The organism is Streptomyces sp. NPDC003035 (assembly GCF_042888285.1).
Lineage (GTDB): Bacteria > Actinomycetota > Actinomycetes > Streptomycetales > Streptomycetaceae > Streptomyces.
The window spans coordinates 266,328-283,931 of sequence record NZ_JBIAPJ010000009.1; the positions used below are offsets into that span (position 1 = coordinate 266,328).

At 68.0% G+C, this 17,604-nt stretch carries 18 protein-coding genes, 1 tRNA gene and 1 pseudogene; 5 read left to right on the plus strand and 15 right to left on the minus strand.

The genetic code is table 11. The features are described 5' to 3' along the window. Positions 1–18: 18 nt before the first annotated feature. The 4 genes from ACFYV5_RS28070 to ACFYV5_RS28085 all read right to left on the minus strand — a co-directional run bounded on the left by ACFYV5_RS28070 (position 19) and on the right by ACFYV5_RS28085 (position 3,890). A complete protein-coding gene (locus ACFYV5_RS28070; protein WP_389172941.1) occupies positions 19–1,221 on the minus strand; it encodes an MFS transporter in 1,203 nt (400 codons plus the stop codon). Positions 1,222–1,517: 296 nt separating this feature from the next. After that, positions 1,518–2,288, minus strand: a complete 771-nt coding sequence (locus ACFYV5_RS28075) for a glucose 1-dehydrogenase (RefSeq protein WP_355113610.1) — start codon at positions 2,286–2,288, stop codon at positions 1,518–1,520. Positions 2,289–2,334: 46 nt separating this feature from the next. Next, positions 2,335–3,060: an HAD family hydrolase gene (locus ACFYV5_RS28080; RefSeq protein WP_389172944.1), complete on the minus strand. Its 726-nt coding sequence runs from the start codon at positions 3,058–3,060 to the stop codon at positions 2,335–2,337. Positions 3,061–3,260: 200 nt separating this feature from the next. Beyond that, positions 3,261–3,890 carry a ScbR family autoregulator-binding transcription factor gene (locus ACFYV5_RS28085; protein WP_355113614.1) on the minus strand — a complete coding sequence of 210 codons (630 nt, stop codon included), beginning with the start codon at positions 3,888–3,890 and terminating at the stop codon, positions 3,261–3,263. Between the two features lie 330 nt (positions 3,891–4,220). Here ACFYV5_RS28085 and ACFYV5_RS28090 point away from each other — a divergent pair, with 330 nt between their 5' ends. Further along, entirely contained in the window at positions 4,221–5,114 is an 894-nt protein-coding gene (locus tag ACFYV5_RS28090) for a ScbA/BarX family gamma-butyrolactone biosynthesis protein (protein ID WP_389172946.1), read from the plus strand. Positions 5,115–5,377: 263 nt separating this feature from the next. After that, positions 5,378–5,450: transfer RNA gene (locus ACFYV5_RS28095), tRNA-Arg, on the plus strand. A gap of 1,204 nt (positions 5,451–6,654) precedes the next feature. Here ACFYV5_RS28095 and ACFYV5_RS28100 read toward each other — a convergent pair. The 10 genes and pseudogenes from ACFYV5_RS28100 to ACFYV5_RS28145 form a co-directional block, all read right to left on the minus strand. Beyond that, positions 6,655–7,806: a tyrosine-type recombinase/integrase gene (locus tag ACFYV5_RS28100; RefSeq protein ID WP_389172948.1), complete on the minus strand. Its 1,152-nt coding sequence runs from the start codon at positions 7,804–7,806 to the stop codon at positions 6,655–6,657. Next, entirely contained in the window at positions 7,806–7,994 is a 189-nt protein-coding gene (locus ACFYV5_RS28105; RefSeq protein WP_389172950.1) for a helix-turn-helix domain-containing protein, read from the minus strand. Before ACFYV5_RS28105 ends, ACFYV5_RS28100 begins: the two co-directional genes overlap by 1 nt. Continuing rightward, positions 7,991–9,377 (minus strand): annotated as a pseudogene (gene repSA, locus ACFYV5_RS28110) (replication initiator protein RepSA). Before repSA ends, ACFYV5_RS28105 begins: the two are co-directional and overlap by 4 nt. Before the next feature lie 90 nt (positions 9,378–9,467). After that, a complete protein-coding gene (locus ACFYV5_RS28115) occupies positions 9,468–9,773 on the minus strand; it encodes a SpdD-like protein (protein ID WP_389172952.1) in 306 nt (101 codons plus the stop codon). A 26-nt stretch (positions 9,774–9,799) separates the two neighbouring features. Continuing rightward, the gene (locus tag ACFYV5_RS28120) at positions 9,800–9,958 is read right to left on the minus strand and encodes a hypothetical protein (RefSeq protein WP_389172954.1); all 159 of its coding nucleotides are present in this window, start codon (positions 9,956–9,958) and stop codon (positions 9,800–9,802) included. A gap of 13 nt (positions 9,959–9,971) precedes the next feature. Then, positions 9,972–10,166, minus strand: coding sequence for a mobile element transfer protein (locus ACFYV5_RS28125; RefSeq protein WP_389172956.1), 195 nt, complete (start codon positions 10,164–10,166; stop codon positions 9,972–9,974). A 17-nt stretch (positions 10,167–10,183) separates the two neighbouring features. Continuing rightward, positions 10,184–10,810, minus strand: coding sequence for a DUF2637 domain-containing protein (locus tag ACFYV5_RS28130; protein WP_389172958.1), 627 nt, complete (start codon positions 10,808–10,810; stop codon positions 10,184–10,186). 86 nt (positions 10,811–10,896) lie between these two features. Beyond that, a complete protein-coding gene (locus ACFYV5_RS28135; protein ID WP_389172960.1) occupies positions 10,897–12,243 on the minus strand; it encodes an FtsK/SpoIIIE domain-containing protein in 1,347 nt (448 codons plus the stop codon). Between the two features lie 2 nt (positions 12,244–12,245). Then, positions 12,246–12,602, minus strand: a complete 357-nt coding sequence (locus tag ACFYV5_RS28140; protein WP_389172962.1) for a hypothetical protein — start codon at positions 12,600–12,602, stop codon at positions 12,246–12,248. Positions 12,603–12,740: 138 nt separating this feature from the next. After that, positions 12,741–13,520: a GntR family transcriptional regulator gene (locus tag ACFYV5_RS28145; protein ID WP_389173180.1), complete on the minus strand. Its 780-nt coding sequence runs from the start codon at positions 13,518–13,520 to the stop codon at positions 12,741–12,743. 18 nt (positions 13,521–13,538) lie between these two features. On the opposite strand from ACFYV5_RS28145, the gene ACFYV5_RS28150 reads away from it, so the two are divergent. The 3 genes from ACFYV5_RS28150 (at position 13,539) to ACFYV5_RS28160 (ending at position 16,344) form a co-directional block, all read left to right on the plus strand. Continuing rightward, on the plus strand, positions 13,539–14,009 hold the full coding sequence (locus ACFYV5_RS28150) for an NUDIX hydrolase (RefSeq protein WP_389172964.1): 471 nt from the start codon (positions 13,539–13,541) through the stop codon (positions 14,007–14,009). Then, positions 14,006–14,359, plus strand: a complete 354-nt coding sequence (locus ACFYV5_RS28155; RefSeq protein WP_389172965.1) for a hypothetical protein — start codon at positions 14,006–14,008, stop codon at positions 14,357–14,359. Before ACFYV5_RS28150 ends, ACFYV5_RS28155 begins: the two co-directional genes overlap by 4 nt. 926 nt (positions 14,360–15,285) lie before the next feature. Then, positions 15,286–16,344 carry an HNH endonuclease gene (locus tag ACFYV5_RS28160; protein WP_389172967.1) on the plus strand — a complete coding sequence of 353 codons (1,059 nt, stop codon included), beginning with the start codon at positions 15,286–15,288 and terminating at the stop codon, positions 16,342–16,344. 354 nt (positions 16,345–16,698) lie between these two features. Here ACFYV5_RS28160 and ACFYV5_RS28165 read toward each other — a convergent pair whose 3' ends face one another. Next, positions 16,699–17,499 (minus strand): DUF6551 family protein, encoded by an 801-nt coding sequence (locus ACFYV5_RS28165; RefSeq protein WP_389172969.1) that lies wholly within the window; start codon positions 17,497–17,499, stop codon positions 16,699–16,701. Positions 17,500–17,604: the final 105 nt, after the last annotated feature.

The window sequence follows — 17,604 nt, forward strand, 5'->3', positions numbered from 1 at the left end:
CCGACCCCGCACCGGCGTCTAGGGGGCGGCCGGCGCAGAGGCCCCGTCGGTCCCGCCGGTCTGTCCCGACCGGCAGATCCAGGTCAGGGGCAGCGTCACCACGCAGATCGCCGCCGCGGCGAGCGGCAGCACGGCGAACCCGTACGCTCCCGTGATCCCGCCCGCGACGGCCGCTCCGACGGCGATGCCGGCGTTCCCCGCCGAGGCGCCGAGCGTCGCCGCGAGGTCGCCGCCGGGTCCGGCACGGCGGATCGTCCGGAGCTGGAGGGCGGGGGCGAGGCCGAAACCGGCGAGGCCCCAGACCGCGACGCACACGGCCACGGCCACGGGCCGCTCGCCGAGCAGGAAGAGCGTCGTGAGAACCAGTGCGAGCACCACGGTCGCCGCGATGACGGTGGTGCCGGCGGCCCGGTCGGCGAGGTAGCCCCCGAGTGCGGTACCGGCGGAACCAGCGGCTCCGAACACGAGCAGGTACAGGCCGACGGCACCGCCCTGGACGCCGACGACATCCTGGAGGTACCCGCTCAGCTGGGTGAAGGCGGTGAACTGGCCGCAGAAGATCAGGACGGCGATCGCGAGGAGTGCCATCACCGGCGCCTTCGCGACGTGCCGGAACTGTGCGCGCAACGCCTGCTGTCCACCGGTGGCGGACGGTGGCACCGCCGCCCATGTCAGCAGCAGAGCCACGCACGCGAGAGCGGCGATTCCGGCGAAGGCGTACTGCCACGGCAGGACCTGGCCCGCGAAGGTCGCCAGCGGCACACCCAGGAGGTTGGCCGCGGCTATCCCACCGAACACCACGGCGACGGCCCGGCCCCTGCGTTCCGCCGGGACCAGTGCGGCAGCCGCCGCGGAGGCGGCACCGACGAACAGTCCGTGGACGGCGCCCGCCAGCACGCGCACCACGACGACGACGGTGAAGTCCGCCCAGAGCGCCGCGACGGCGTTGGCCACGGCATAGACGCCGAGCGCGGCGGCCAGCAGAAGTCTGCGGGGCAGCCGGAGCGTCAGCGCGGTCAGGAGCGGCCCGCCCAGGCACACACCGATCGCGTACGCGGTGACCAGCAGGCCGGCCGTGGCGGCGCTGACGTGCAGGCTCTCGGCCATCCGGTCGAGGACGCCGATCACGGCGAACTCGGCGGTCCCCACGACGAACGCGCTCAGCCCGAGGACGGCGAGGGCGCGCGTACTCCGCCGGGCCCGGGGCCCCTGCGACGGCACGACCGATGTTCCGGTTCTGGTTCTGATTCCTGCTTCGGGACCTGCTTCGGTTGCGGTTCCGTGCATCGTGATTCCTCCGGGTTCCCGCGCCGACCGTCCGTCACGGCGTCTCGGCGTCTCGGCGTCTCTGCCGGTCAGCACACCAGCGCTGTGACCGGCTGTCGTCGCCGACTGCCACAAGTCGCCCCGGGTTTGGCGGCATCCGGGGGCACTCCACGTACGCGCGGCACGCGGAACCGCCCCCGGACACGGAGGAGAAGGACGGCGGAAGACGGCGGAAGAGGGCGGAGGACCGCTCAGATCGCGGTCGCGCCCCCGTCGACCGGCATCGCGGCGCCGGTCACGAACGAGGCGCGTTCGCTGCACAACCACAGCGCCGCCTCGGCCACTTCGGAGGGCGCGGCCATGCGCTTCTGTACGGAGTCGTCCGCGAACCGTTGCTCGAGCTCGGGGTGGTGCCCCAGCACCTCCTCCATCATCTCGGTGCGCGTGGCGCCCACGACCAGGGCGTTGACCCGAATGCCCGCGGCGCCGTAGTCGGCCGCCGCGGCCCGGGTCATTCCGAGGACGGCGTGCTTGGCGGCCACGTACGCGGCGCTGGCCCCCGTGGCACGCGTGGCGGCGACACTGGCCGTGTTGACGATGGAACCACCGGAGCTCTGGCTCAGCATCACGGGTATCTGGTGGCGCATGCAGTTCCACACGCCCACCACGTTCACGTCCATGGTCCGGCGGAAGACGTCGTCGTCGATCTCGTGCAGCGGCGCGCCCGCCGTGGCGTAACCGGCGTTGTTGAAGGCGTGGTCGAGCCGCCCGTACGTCTCCACGGCGGCTTCGACGGCTTCGCGCATCCGGCCGGAATCGGCGACGTCGCCCTCGACCGCGAGGGCGCGTCCGCCGGAGTCGTTGATCTTCCGGGCAAGCGCGCGCAGCCGCTCGCCGCGCCGCGCGACGAGGACGACGGCCGCGCCCTCGTCGGCGAACGCGTGGGCGGCTGCCTCACCGATGCCGCTGGACGCTCCGGTGATCATGGCCACTCGGCCGGACATCGAACGCTGGTTGCTCATGTCGTTCCTCGCAGGCTCGCTCGTATCGGTCGGGTACGGGTCGCGGTCAGGCACCGGCGGGGACGGCACGGTCCGGGACGTTGTTCCACACCGTGCCGCGCAGTGCCTCGGCGTCGATGCCGCGGATCAGCTGCTCGTCGATCGCGTCCAGGGAGTCCACGATGTGCCGCACACCGGCCTCGCGCATCAACTGCCGTTGGAAGCTGTGCACGAACGTGCTCGGGTGGCCGATGAAGGGAACGCCGAGGTCCCTGGCGGTCTCGGCCACCCGGGCCACGTCGTCGACGAAGAGCGCTTCTCCGTGCTCCAGCCCGAAGATGTCGGTGATCTCCTGGATCCCGGGACGGAAGTCGTTGGTGCACACATAGCGCGGGCCGTCGAACAGTTCCGCCCACTCCCCGAGGAACCGGTCGAAGTGCGGGGCGGGAAGCCCTCCGTAACAGACCGTCCGCAGTCCGAGCGCTCTCAGCCGCCGTACGAGGTCGATGGCGCCGTCCATGACGGTGACCGGGTGTTCGGCGAGGTGGACGTCGCGCTCCTCGAAGTAGGCGGCGAGGGCCTCCTCCCCGCTGAGCGGCTGCGGTACGGCGGCGGCCATGTTGCGGCCGGCTATGTGCTGGGGCTGCGAGAACACCGCACGCTCGGTCTCGGCGGTGTAGGCCCCGCCTCGGCCGACGACGAAGGCGTGGATCACGGGGCTGAAGGTGTCGTTGAGCAGGACACCGTCGATGTTGAGAGCGGCCAGCCGAAGTCGGCCGAGGCTGTGGCGCATTGGTCCTCCATGGACGAACGGACGTACGGACATAAGGACGTAAGGACGTACGGGCGCGGTGGAGCACGGGTGATGGGCCGCCGTGACCGCATCGAACGGACAGCACGAATCAGCGGTCCGGCGGTACGGCGGGTGGGAAGCAAGGCACGAGCCGAGAACACCCGCCCCGAAAAACCCACGGGCGGCGTTCCCCGGAGGCGTCAGCCGACGAGGCTCTTCAGCCGTTCGTGGCTGACCTCGGTGCGGGAGACGATCGCCGGCACGGCGATCCCGGGCAGCAGCAGGCGCCACATCCGGATGGTGCGGTCGCTCAGGTCCTTCCTGCCACTGACCACGTTGGAGAACATCTGCATGCCCGTACACGCCTCGGTGACGAACTCGCCCAACTCCTCGGGTGAGACACCTGCCTGCAACTCGCCCCTGGCCTGCGCGTCGCGCAGGCAGTCGGCCATGATGCCCGCCCAGGACTGGTAGGGCGTCGCGTCGGAGGCACCGAAGGTGGCCTGCTCCCCCGTCAACCGGACTCCGGCCCGCAGGAGCGGGTCGACCTGGAGCAGGTGCGACCAGGACAGGGTGATGTCCACCAGCCGTTGGAGTCCCTCGGACTGCAGCCTGGGGACGATCGTCTGGGGTTGCGCGTTCATCACCGCGCGCGCCAGGCCCTCTTTCGAGTCGAAGTGGAAGTACAGGGCGCCTGTGGTGAGCCCTGCCCGCTTCAGGATCAGGTTGACGCTGGCACCGGCGTAGCCGAGCTCGTCGAAGGTCTCGGCAGCCGCGAGAAGGATCGCTTCACGCGTCTGAACCGCCCGCTCCTGTTTGGGACCAGCCACGACGTCTCACCCTCCAAAAAAACGGAACGACTCTTATGTTACCGAGCCGGAGTGGCGTGCTGGCAACCCCCAGAAGATGCCTCCGATCCACCACACCTGCTCCCACCAGCAGAGACTTCGGATGTGCAACCCTGCGAACCTGACACTTTACGAAGTCTTGACTTTAAAAAAAAACGAGCACTCTTTATGTTGATCGCGGAACGGGCGGGGGGCTCCGGATCCATCGGCTCACCCCTGTCCGGATCGACTTCGTTTCCGACGTCCCGGGGGGACAGCATGCTCACGAGCACACTGCCGAGAACACGCGAATCGCATCCTCAGAGCCGGCCCGTGTCAGCGGCCGAGGTGCACAAGACGGACGTCAACGAACTGCTCCTCACCAGCTGGCGCCCCGTCGGCGCCGACCGGTTCAACGTCTCCGCGCAGTGGCCGACAAGCCACCGCTTCTACGGCGGGGCGCACGGTTCCCGCGACCCGCTGCTGCTGATCGAGTGCGTACGCCAGGCGATCCCGATGCTCTGCCACGCCGCCTACGACGTGCCGTTCGGTTTCCGGCAGGCCTGGGAAGACCTGCACTTCCAGTTCGACCCGTCGGCTCTCAGCGCCACCGACGCCCCGCCCGCGACCGACCTGGACGTCACCTGCACCGACGTCGTACGCCGCGGCACGCGACTGGCGGGGATGACCATGACCGTTCGGGCATCTCTGGGCGGCGTCACCGCCGCCCACGTACGGACCCGGTTCTCGAACCAGTCTCCGGTGGTCTACCAGCGCCTGCGCGGCCCGTACGCGGACATCACCGCGACCCACGCCCGTGCCCTGCCGCCGGACCGCCCGATCTCTCCCCACCTCGTCGGGCGCGACCACGCCGAAGACGTCGTCCTCTCCTCCGCCGGCACCCCCGGCAACTGGCACCTGCGATCGGACCTCGGCCACCCGGTGCTCTTCGACCACCCCGTCGATCACGCCCCGGGGATGCTCCTCCTGGAGGCGGCCCGCCAGGCGGCCCTGACCCGATCTCCGAGACCGGCCACCGTGGCGGGCATGAAGACGGTCTTCACCCGCTACGCCGAGTTCGACAGCCCCTGCCTGATCAACGCCACACCGGTCACGGCAGGCCCGGGGACGCCGGAAGGAACACAGGTCACCCTGGTCGCGATGGAACAGAACGGCAGCCCCATCTTCGCCGCCGAAGTGACCACCCAACCGATACGCCCCGCCTGACCCCCACCCCCAAAGACCACCGCCGCCGCCACGGCGGTGATCACGCCGCCACCCACCCCCACACCGCACCAAACCCGCTGGTCAGCGCCACTCCACGCGCCCGCCCCGGAACGTGGCCCCCTGGCGGATGGTCATCCGCTACCCTGTTCTCTGGTCGGCCGTCGGCATGGCTCCTGTCGGGTACCAGTACCACCCAGCAGGATCCACACCGCGTCTGACCAGCGGGCTTGGCTACAAGGTCTCCTCCAAGCCCGGGCCTTCATGCCTTCGTAGCTCAGGGGATAGAGCACCGCTCTCCTAAAGCGGGTGTCGCAGGTTCGAATCCTGCCGGGGGCACAAGGGAAAAGGGCACCTACCGATCTTGGTAGGTGCCCTTTGACATCCACGGCTGACATCAACGCCGACAGCCTGCCACGGTTCGGATCTTGACCAGTGGCATCTCGCCCCCGGGTTACCGGCTGCTGATGGGCACCTTGCATGACCTGGGGTGCGCAAGGTTGCCCTCGCGGCCTGGAACGGGTTCACGTGCGCCCCTGAGCCGCACCTCCTTTCCTGTTGAAGTCAAGCCCCCTGCAGCGGACCAACGGGGGAGGCCGCCTCTGACACCAACCAGCGCTCAACGAGCAAGAGGGCTCGAACCTGCGGGAGCTAGTAGGCAGTTGACGCGACATCAAACGCCCTGCCACTATGAGGTGCGTCACAAAAGCGCACAAGCGCCAGATCCCCCTCCGAGGTCTACGTCGTCCACCCATGGGCGGCCGATATAGATCCTGGAGGGTCAAGTGAACACATCGGGTAACGGCAACGGTAACGAGTTTCAGCCGGAACGTGACGACGCTACTAGCGAGGCTTGTAGCCCTAACGTTCGCAACGAGCTGGGACATATGAGGCCGGAGGAATCCGGCCATACACAGTCACCTCGTAATGAGGAGCCCAGCAACGCTAAGAGATGGTTGCAGAAGCTCCAGATTTCTTACTACGTTATCAGTTTTGTTTCCTTGACTCTTTCTTTTCTCGGCTTCGATGACATCGCCGCCGACATTTTGAAGCACTACCTGTTCGAGTAATCGATAGCCCCGCCTTGACGGACAACCGTCCGGGCGGGGCTATTCGGCTATCAAGCTCGGGTCAGCTTCGCTGCGAAGGAATCGCATGTGTATCTGCCGGTGCCTCTCGGCGCCGGCCGTAGCTCCCGCGCGCGACAGCTTCCGCTAGTGGCGCCGCCCCCGGAGCAGTCCAAGGATGGCATCGCGGTGCTCGTCGCCAAGGACTACGCGATTTACGTCTGGGGTCAGCCCTCGCAGCGCACACCGCGCTCGTTGCACACCGATGGCTGTCCCGTCGAAAGAATCGCTTCCTGGTCCGCTCCCAGCCCCTATGGGCTTGCAGGGAATCAAGGTGTTGCTTTCCTGAAATCCCTTAGCTCTTTTGAAGTGGCACTGGAGGGCTCGGACAAGACCGTACCTCCGCCCCGGACAGCGGGCGGAGGCAGCAGTCTGCAGGGGTCCCGTCTATGCGATGTCGATAGACAGGACAGCATTTACCCGCGACCAGGCCGCCTCTTCAGCAGCCGGTCCATGTGGCTGATCGCTTCGCGCTGCGTGTCCTGGACGACGTGCGTGTAGACGTCCATGGTGATGCTGATCTGGCTGTGCCCAAGGATCTCCATCACGACGCGGGGCGCGACGCCGGCGGCGGTGAGCAGGGTGGCGCAGCCGTGTCGGGCGTCGTGGAGCCGGATGACGCGGAGGCCGGCGGAGGCGGCGACGCGAGTGAAGGAGCGATAGACGTTGCGGGGCTCGACCGGGCGGCCCGTGCTCGTGGTGAAGACGTAGCCGCCGTCCTGCCACTTCTCCCCCGCCTTGGCCCGCTGATCGCTCTGCCGCATTCGGTGCCAGCGCAGGGGTGCGATGCACATCGCGGGGAGCGGTACTGCCCGCCGACGGCGCCCCTTGGGATCGTCGTCGTACAGGACGCCCCGGCGGCGCTGGGTCTGCTGCCGTACATAGAGGACGCGCTTGTCGAGGTCGATGTCCGTCCAGCGGAGCCCGACCAGCTCGCCCCGTCGCAGTCCCATGGCAATGGCGAGGACGAAAGCTGCGTACAGCGGGTCCCGGCGGGCGGCGGCGAGGAAGTCGAGCGTCTCGTCCAGGGACCAGGGACTCAGCTCTCGCGCCTTCGCCCGGGGCGGCTCGACGAGGGTGGCCACGTTGCGCGTGATGAGTTCCTCGCGGCAGGCGGCGGTGAGGGCAGTACGCAGGACCCGGTGGGACTCCTTGGCCGTCGCGGCGGTGGTCTTCTTCTCCAGCTGCACGAGGAAGCGCCGGACGTCGGCGACGCCGAGAGACTCAAGTCGCTTGGAGCCGACCATCGGGACGAGGTACAGACGGACGTGCGCCTCGTACTTGTCGTACGTGCTGAGCTTGCGACGCGGCTTGACGACGTTGTCGAGCCAGTAAGGCAGCCACTCGGAGAGCTTCGCGGACCGGGTGGGAACGGGGATGCCGTTGGCAGCCTTGTCGAGGAGCGTGCGGCGCTTGGCGTCGCACTCGGCCCAGGTCTGGCCGTACGCGAACTTCCTGGCGCGGGTGCCGTCCGGTTGGAGGACGTAGACAGCGGCCTGGAAGCGGCCGTCCTTCCGCTGGGTGATGGTTCCGGCGCCGTTGGGGTTGCGCTTGCGTTGGGTGGCCATCAGGCGGCCTCCCCGATCTCGCGGACGATGAAGTCCCGTACGGCGTCGGCCGGAACACGGCGGGCGCGGCCGATGGTGATCGAGGTGAGGCGGCGCGAGCGGATGAGGTCGTAGACGGTCGAGCGCCCGAGCTTGAGCCGCGCCATGACCTCGGGCACGGTGAGCAGTTCGGCGGTGGCGGTGGTCATGCTGCGGCTCCTTCCAGGGCGAGTTGGTCGCGTAGGGCTTCGCGGGCGGTGTCGCGGTTGATCTGGATGTCACGGGCGATGGACGCGGCCAACGCGGCTTCACCGGGCGTGTGTCCGTGGCCGGCGTACTCCCAGGAAGCGAGAACGAGCACGGTGTCCGGGTCGGCGGCGCCGTCGTCTTCATGCGCAGCGCGGTAGTCGGCACGGATCTGGCGGAGGGCGCCGAGGGTGGTCGAGTAGTGGCGAGACTTGGTGGAGAAGTGGCCGCGGAAGCCGAGCATGTGCGCCCAGGCAGCGAGCTTGCGGTCCGGGTAGAGCGGGGCGAGGTCGAGGCAGACTTCGATGAGGCGGCGGGGGTGGTCGGGCACGTCCAAAAGGTCGAGTCACTTCGCGGTTGCCGATGCGGCGGTCGAGGCTCCCGGTGGTCTCGGCTGCCTTCGTGGCGTACTTGGCGACGTAGGCAGCTACCGCCTGCTCAGTGATGTCGGAACCGTCACCGAACGCCTTGACCGGGCGGATGTCGAGCTGTCGACCCCACTGGAACCGCCGGCGCGGCTGATCCCCGGCGGCGGGGATGGTGATGGTCGTGTAAGCGTGGACGGCGGAGGCGCGGATCGCGTCGTCGAGTAACCGCACGGTGGCCCAGGAGGGCGGGGTGCTGCCGGGGCCGTCCGGTCCGTCGAGGCGGATCACGGCGTGAAAGTGGATCGCGCCGCGCTTCTGGAACTCGGAGACCTTCCCGTACGAGACTCGCAGCACGGCCTTCATCGCACGCTGAGTGAGCCCGGCACGGGCGGCGAGCTCACGGCGCAGGCGGTTGGTGAAGCGCTGCCAGAGCTGCCCGGCGTGGTTGTTGAACAGGACGGCCCCCGCGTAGTCGTACGACTCGGGGTCGAGCGCGGTGCCGAGGAGGGGATCACCTTCCTGGTGGTGGGTGCCGCAGCGGCAGCCGCCACGGTCGGGCCGGTTGTGCACGGGCCCGAAGGACGGGGCGGTGAGCGTGGCGAACACCCGGGGGTGATCGCGGACGGTCGCGGGGATGTCCTTGGATTCGTCGCCGGCCAGGCCCGCGCGGATCAGGTGGTAGGTGTCCCCGGCGTACGTGTACGCGCAGGAGGGACAGCGGGAGGCACGGCGGTTTCCGCAGGCGACGCGGAGCCGTCCGCCGGGCTCGGCGTCGGTGGAGTAGCGGCGCAGGGTCTCACCGGACGTGCGGTCCTTGGCGAGTGACCAACCGGTCAGGTGGACAGGATCGGAGCAACCACCGGTGCGGTGTACCTGATCCTTCCAGCGGTCGAAGTCGGGGGCAGCGGCCACCCGGAGGACGTCGTTCAAGGTGGCCGGGTCCAGGCCCGCCGCAGTGGCGACGGTGCGCTGATCCATGATGGGAGTTCCTTCCGGTTGAGAGATCGGCGAGGGGTACGGCTCCCGGGCGGCGGATGCTTGGCGGTATCGAGGCCGCCCGGGGGCCGGTCAGCGGCGCTGGGCCGAGGACGCCATCAGCGAGCGGACGACAAGGGCGCAGACGGCGACCGATGCGGCGGTGACGGCGGTCGCAAGGAGCATCGAGACCAGGACCGTGCCCACGACCAGGACCACGGCGGTACCGGCGCCAACGACAGCGAGGGCGGTACTGGGGGTGATCTGGACCACCGGTCGGGCCGGAGCGACCGGGGCCGGAGACTGCTGCACGGTCTGGATCGTGGTCGGCTGGACGGCGGCGGGCGGCGTGGTGATGCCGGTCGGCATCGGCATGGTCGGGATCTTCGGTCGGAGCATGAGGTGGTTCTCCCTTCCAGGTCAGGTCATTTCGAGACGGCGGTGTCGATGACAGGGGCCAGCAGGCTGTCGGCGAGGAGGAAGCCGCCCAGGAGGATCACGGCGACGAGCCACCAGGGCGGACGGATCAGCTTGATGCCGAGAACGCCGACGACGATCAGGGCGAGCCAGAGCGGAACGTCCACGAGCGGAATCCGTTCAGTCGGAGATGCGGCAGCGGTGGGTGCGGGCCGCGAGCTGCGCGGCGGAGGAGCTGGAGTAGTCGGAAGACCAGCCGCAGCGGTCGGCGGTGCAGACGGCGGCGTACTTGGTGCGGCCGTGGCGGTCGCGGTGGGTCCCGATCTGCACGGGGCCGATACGCATCACGGAGTGGAAGTGTTCGCGAGGGGACATGGCGTTCTCCGTTCTCATCAGGCGAGTTGGGCAGCGATGGCGTGAGCCATGGGCGCGGGGACGCCGAGACGGGCGCGCAGGGTGTCGGTGTCGATGGGCTGGCCCGTACGGGAGTGGTGGTCGGCGGCGACCTTGCGGGCGTGCTCGACCAGGGCGGCCGGGACGGTGATGTCGGATGCGATCTCGCGCACCGACTGGGCGGGGTCGGGTTCGGGCTCGGCAACGGCGTTGCACTTGGAGACGTACTCCGATTCGGCCGGCTCCGTGTCCGACTCGACGGTCGGTGTCGGGGAGTGGGCGAGGAGCGTGCCACCGAGGAACGCGACCGCGGGCCATCCGGCGACGCCGAAGCGGAGCCAGGCGGGCGGATCGGCGAGGTCGAGGAATCCGGCGGTGGCGACGTTCGCGCCGAGCGAGGCGAACAGGGAGACCAGGAACCAGCACCAGGCGAGCCGCGACGAGCCGTCCGAGCGGAGCCGGCGCCAGGCGGCGACCAGGAGCAGGTCGACGGAGACGGGGTAGGCCCACGCCTTCCACCCCGTCTGTCCGGCAGCGGCGGCCAGGTCGTGCAGGTGGGCGAAGGACAGCGCACCGGCGATCAGGGCTTGGACCAGCACGGCGTCGACGCGGAGCTTGCTGGTCATGCGATCACCTCCTTGCAGGCGTTTTGGGCGTGGCGGGGGTAGGGACGTGGCGCGAAGCGGTCTCACCGACCGGAGGTTGGGAGGGATCAGGCTGTTGCCGGGGCCGGAATCTTGCCGAGGGACGCCGACGGTTCGACGTTGGGCCGGAAGGCGGCGAGGCCGGGCAGGTCCGGGGTCAGGTCCGCGTGCTTGTTGCAGGCGTTGACGGCCGTGCGAAGCGAGATGTGCGGAGTACGGATGCGGGACCATCCGCCGGAGGCGTCGCCGGTGATCGCGAGGCCGGGAGACTCGACGGGGATCTGGACAGTGGCGAGGACGGCGTCCGGAGCGATGTCCCCGAAGGCCATGTTGGCGCTGGTCTCGTCGTTGACGCGGTGGGCGGTACGGACACTGAGCTGAGCGCGGAGCATCGTGATGCCCTTGCCGAGTTCGGAGCCGAAGCGCTGGCCGCAGACTTCGAGGTAGATGCCGGCGGCGCGGCCGAGCTGGGCGAGCCGGGCGAGGGCGGTAATGATCCGGTCCCGACGCTTCTCCTCGTCCTTCGTTGTGAACAGGGCGAGTTCGGCGACCTCGTCCACCAGGACCACGATGGGCACCGGCCGCAGGTGGTCGGGCAGGTCCCAGATGTCGGCGGCGATCTCGGCATCCGGGGTATCGGCGGTGATGCGCTGCTCGGTCCGTATGAGCTGGTACACCCCTTCCATGTGCGCGATCAACGCGTCGAGGAGGTCGGCGGCGGTGTCGGGATTGTCGGCGAGGGCGGAGAAGCGGCGGGCCAGGGGGAACAGCTCGACTCCTTGCTTGCAGTCGATCCCCACCAAGGCCACTTGCTGGGAGGCGAGTTCAGCGACGAGGTTGCGCTGGTAGACGGACTTCCCGGATTTGGTCGCTCCGATAGTGAGGGCGTGCGGGGAGGTGCGGTAGTCGCGGTAGTGGACGGCTCCGTCCTCGCGTAGTGCGACCGGAATCCGCATGGGCGTGCGCTTCGCGTTGGCCGGCAAACGGACCAGCTTGAGCACGTCGTAACCGGTCATCCGCAGTTCGACCACGCCGGAGCGGATCTCCCGCGAGGTGACTCCGTACATGGCGAATGAGTGCCGGAGCCGGTCGCACGAGGCCGCGACGTCGAAGGCGTCCTGTCCGGGGCGGAGCCCCAGTCGTAAGACAAGGCCGGTCCGGGTGGGCCGGAACCTCAAAATGCGAGGGGCGCGCGGCTCAGGCGCAGGCCGGTTGGCCATCCGGGCGATGGCCAGACGCCAGCGAGGCGGAGGGACGGTCAGCCCGCAGGCATCCATGACCGACCTGTACCGGACCAGGACCCGAACGGTGGCGAGCGTGACGCCGAAGGTCACCCAGTACCAGGCGGGCCGCCGCCACCGCAGAAGAACTGCGAGGGCGACGACCACCACACCGGAAACGACCAACCACCGCATGATCAGGCAGCCTTCGAGTTCGACGCACTGCCGACCAGCGAGGTCACCGCGACAGCCCGAAAGGCGATGCCGTGCCGACGCTGGCCGTTGAACTCGTTCTCCCAGGGGCGGGCGACCAGGCCCGTGACCGCGACCGGGGTGCCCATGACCAGTTCCGCGGAGACGCCGGTCTCCGGGACGGTCACGGTCAAGATCTCCACCTCGCCGTTCGCCGCGAACATCACGTCCACGGTCGACAGTGCGGCACCGGTCTCGGCATCCATGGCGCGCTCGCCGGTACGGCGGTCCTTCACCTTGGGCTGCGGGGGCTGGGCGACCATCACAGAGGCCGCGGAGGTGTCGACGGGGATCTGACGCACAGAGATCACTCCTCTAGAAGTGCTGGACTCCGTCACTCATATACATGAGTGACATGAAGAAGAGTGCATCACTCCTATACATGAGTCAACCCGCCCGGACGAAGAAGTCCAAGCGGGTTGAGGAGAGTTGACCGAGCGTCAGTCGGCGGCAGGGATCCGATACTCGAAGACGAACTGGTCAGCGGCCATGAGGGTGTCGCAGACCTCGACCACGCGACCGGTCTTGGTGACGGCGTTCCGCAGCAGGTGAACGACTGGGGCCCCAGGGCTCAGGGCGAGTTCGGAGGCTTCAGCCTTGGCAGCCGGCCGAGCCTGCAACGTCTCGACGAACTCGGTGAAGACGTGCCCGTCATCCTCCAGCCGGGCGTAGATCCCACCGGGCCCGGGGTTCTCAGAGAAGAGCTGAGGGATGTCCTTGACCACGTCCCACGGGAGGTAGGAGGAGGCGGTCTCGACGGGAACGCCGTTACGGAAGTACAGCCGCCGCCGCGCGAGCACCTGCGTACCGGCGTCGACGCCCAGGCGCTCGGCAATATCCTGCGGCGCTTCCATCGGCCCGATGTAGAGGACGCTCACCTTGGCTGTGGCGCCGGACTGAGCGGACTCAGCAAGGTATGCGGCCTTCCCCCCACGCCGATGCGAGGCCCGAAACCGATCAGACGACCGCAGCCGCACGGGCGGCCGGTCCTTCACGATCGACCCTTTGCCGTGCCGCGTCTCCACAAGCCCACTCGCACGAACCTCGACCATCGCCTTACGGATGGTCCCGCCGGCGACGCCGTACCGCTCGACAAGCTCGGACTCGCTCGGCACCAGGTCGCCAGGCTTGAGAACCCCAGCCTGGATCTGCTGAACAATCTCCTCGGCGATCTGGACGTACCGAGGTACGGACCGACCACCTCCTACTGGAGTTCCCACAGTCTTTCCCACTCTCCTATGCTCCTGTACATGAGTAACAGCGCCCGAGAGACGACGTCAACGCCACTGCACTCCGTGTCCGTCGCGGGCGCAGTCGTACGCGAAGACGGCCGCCTCCTGGCGATCCGCCGAGCGGACAATGGCACCTGGGAACTCCCGGGCGGCGTCCTCGAACTCACGGAGGCCCCCGAAGAGGGCGTGGCCCGCGAGGTCTGGGAAGAAACGGGCATCCGAGTAGAGGTCGAAGAACTGACCGGCGTCTACAAGAACACCACCCGCGGCATCGTGGCCCTGGTCTTCCGCTGCAAGCCGTCCGGCGGCGAGGAACGAACCTCCACGGAGTCGACCGCGGTCGAGTGGCTCACTCCGGAGGAGATCACCGCCCGCATGACCGAGGTGTACGCGATCCGTCTCCTCGACGCCCTGGACGACAAGGGCCCCCACGTCCGCAGCCACGACGGGCGACACCTCCTGGAGAAGTCCGCGTGACCGAGGCGAAGCACGTCGACGAGTGCCGTGACGTCTACGACCTCCTGGACCAGGTCCGCCTGCGGCCAGGCATGTTCGTCCGCGGTGGCTCCCTCCTGGAGCTCCAGTCCATGCTGTACGGCTTCCGCGTCGCCTCCGCGATCTACGGTCCTCAAGCGGTTCTGGACTTCGAGCACGAAGGTCCCTTCACGGAGTGGCTGTGGCCACGACTCGGCCGGACGCACAGCAGCCCCTTGGGCTGGGCCATCGAGATCACGAAGGCTGCGCAGGCAGCCGACAGAGCTGGCATCGACCTGTTCTTCGAGCTACTGGACGAGTTCAAGGCCGAGCGAAGCCCGCAAGCGCGGTAAGAGTTTCCCTACTTAATCAAGACCCGCGCACGGCGCGGTAGCGCGCCGCCTTGTCGGCGGGGCCGCCGCCCTGTCTTCGCCAGCGGCGGCCCCGCCCGGCGGCGCGCTACGTGCAGCGGGCAGGCTAGAAACGATCTCCCACCCAGGCGAAGGCACGGTCAGGCTTACCCCATGGAGACCTCCGCAGCACGTACAGCCTTCCGCGTTACGTTCAGCGACTACTATCGGGACCCCAACGACACCGATGTACTCCGCCGAGCCGTGACGATCCATGCCGACCGGCTCACCTTCGACAGCGATCACCTCATGCTCTGGCTCACCGGAACCGAAGTCGGTCACTTCCCGCTCGACATCATCGAGTCGGTACACCCCGAGGCCGTCCCGGGCAGGCAGCGGGAATCGCCGGAAGAACTCCGCGCCCGATACCCCAAGATGGGCCACTCCTGGACCCAGGACGATGACGCGCAACTCCTCACCCGCTACCAGCAAGGAGAGCGGACCTCGAAGCCCTCGGGAAGCAGTTCGGTCGCAAGCCCAGCGCCATCCGGTCCCGCCTGGCCAAGCTGGGCCTGGAAAGCCTCGGCTGACCTCGGGAACGCAACGCGGGGGAAAACCGCGGGTCAGAGAGATGCCTCCGGCGGGGGCGCTCAGGCTCCGGGATGGAGAAGGGGCCGCGAGCGGCTGCGGGCCGGTCGTGGGGGGCGTGGGGGGCTCCCATCCCGCCTGCCGTCGACCCAGGCAGAGCCGAGCAGACACGGGCCCTGGCGTCCAGGTCGTTCGTACAGTGGCGCGCTCCACCTGGACGCCAGGACCCGCGCCCGCTCCACGGTGTGTGGGTCGACGGCAGACGGGATGGGAGCTGGGGAGGATGGTTGAGGAGGGTGGGCATCTAACAGGTTGTCAGTGACGACCCTTACTCTTCCGCCATGCGCAAAGGTGCGATCAGCCCACAGGATGTCCTCAAAGCCATAGCGGAGTACGACGAGTTAGGCCGTGACCGGTTCCTGTCCAAGTACGGGTACAAGCCGGCAACCGGGTATCTCCTCATCCACGAGGACCGGACATACGACTCGAAGGCCATCGCTGGCGTGGCCCACAAGTTCGGTCAAGGCCGGGCCCTGAGGCCCGATGAGTTGAGTGGCGGAAGATCGCACGCTGCGAGGTGGCTCGCCCAACAGGGGTTCCTGATCCGTGCCACGCGGAGCCCAGACTGGACGCGTGACGAAATCATCTTGGCCTGCGATCTGGCGATGGCCAACGGTTGGAAGCGACTGGAGTTCGACGACCCACGCGTGATTGAGCTGTCCGCGCTGCTGCAGGCCATGCCGATCCATCCTGTAGAGCAACGAAACGAGCTGTTCCGGAACCCCAATGGCGTAGCTCGCAAGACCGTCGACATCACATGCCGGCACCCGGACTACCCAGGGAAGCCGACAAATGGCAACGCGCTCGATTTCGAAGTCATGAAGGACTTCCTTGCCCGGCCAGCTGAGATGGCGGCGGTAGCCCAGCGCATCCGACGCGGCCTCACCACCGGCGAATTCCAGGACCTGCCCCCAGAGGTCGAGGAGGAGGATGACTACAGCGCTCCCGAGGGCCGGCTCCTTCTGCGCCGTCACCAGGCCCGGGAGCGGAACAAGAGCCTGCGCAAGAAGAAGATCGCTTCCGTGCTCCAGCGCGGCGGGCGGCTGGAGTGCGAAGCGTGCGGGTTCGACTTCGAGCAGGTCTACGGCGACCGCGGTGCCGGGTACATCGAGTGCCACCATGTTGTACCGCTGCACGAAGCGGGCGAGGGGCGGACCAAGCTCAGCGACCTCGCCCTCATATGTGCCAACTGTCACCGCATGATCCACCGGCGTGCGCCATGGCCGACCCCTGGGGAGTTGCGGGCCTCCATCGAGCGAAAGCATGAAGCTGACAGGCGTGCCGCGGAAGCCATTGCACGACCGCGCAGGGCGACTGACGAGCAGATGCCGAACCCGTGATGACATCCCCTGCTCACATAAACGTCGGCGGCGCACAGCGGCGGTCCCGGAGGGGCATGGACGGCAGCCGGCACCGGGCCCGCAATGGCGCTCACCCGCCCCAGGGCGAACTTGTAAGGCAGGGATCGGAGACCGCCCGCGTGTCAGAATCGCGTGATCGAGCGGTCACCACGGCCACGCGGAGCCGCGGGTCGTGCAGGAGGTCACCGACACGCTCAGTACTGCCGCCCGCATGCTGACCTGCGAGGACGCGGCTGCAAGCGTCGCCAGGTTTGGAACCCCTTCAAGCTCATACGAAAAGCGTCGGCCTTCGCCAGAGAGCCGGAGAGAAGGCCGACGCTTCGTGAAGGGCGACTACGCGGCCATCCCGGTGGTGAGCATCTTGTCCGGACCGAGCCGGCCGTTGTAGGCGGTGATGATGTGTCCGGCCAGGGGGGTCGAACGTGAGGAGGAACCTCCACCGCTGGGGAGGGCGTGCAGAGCCTTGCTCTTCCAGAGGCCCACGGGGGACTTCATGAGCGTCTTGGCGAGCCGTGCATAGTCGACCTTGTCCCAGTTCTGGTGAATGACTACTCCCAGCGCGCGCAGCATGATGTTGTCCCAGCTCGTGGCGTCCCGTCCCCACGCCTGCTCCGCCGTCTGGAGTACCTTCGTCACCAAGCCCTCACGCCGGGCACCGATGGCCATCAGTGCCTGCACGGCGCCCACTCGGTTTGCCGACGTCCCGCTGGAGACCTCCAGGCCGCAGCGCTGAACCTCCTGCTGCACCCGGGTGGCCAGCGGGTCATTCGCCGTAATCGCAACGCGAAAATTGTCGAACGGCTTCACCGGCTTGCGGTCGCGGTTCGCGGACAGGAAGAGCTTGGCCTCCATCTCGGAGTCGAGGTTCTCGTAGACCATGCAGTCACGCAAGAACTCCGGGCCCTCCTTCTCGACTGCCACAGCGGTGCTGTGTTGCCCATCGATCAGGTAGTAGTGCCCGTCCTCACGCTTGGAAACCGTGGCTACGAGTAGCACTTCCGGGTCCCAGATCCTTGCGAGCTTGTTGGCCCAGGTCGGCTGGAAGATCCGCTGCGCATCCAACTTGGGATCGACTCGCAGCTCACCGACCGGGAGTGCCTGGTACGACTTCTTGATCTTCGACTTATCCACCACACCTTCCAGGCTACGCGAAGATATTCTCGCGCGTCCAGATTTTTCGCTTCTTCAATATTCTCGCCCTCCCAGTATCTTCGCGCGAGCTCCCGGGCAGTGCCTCCT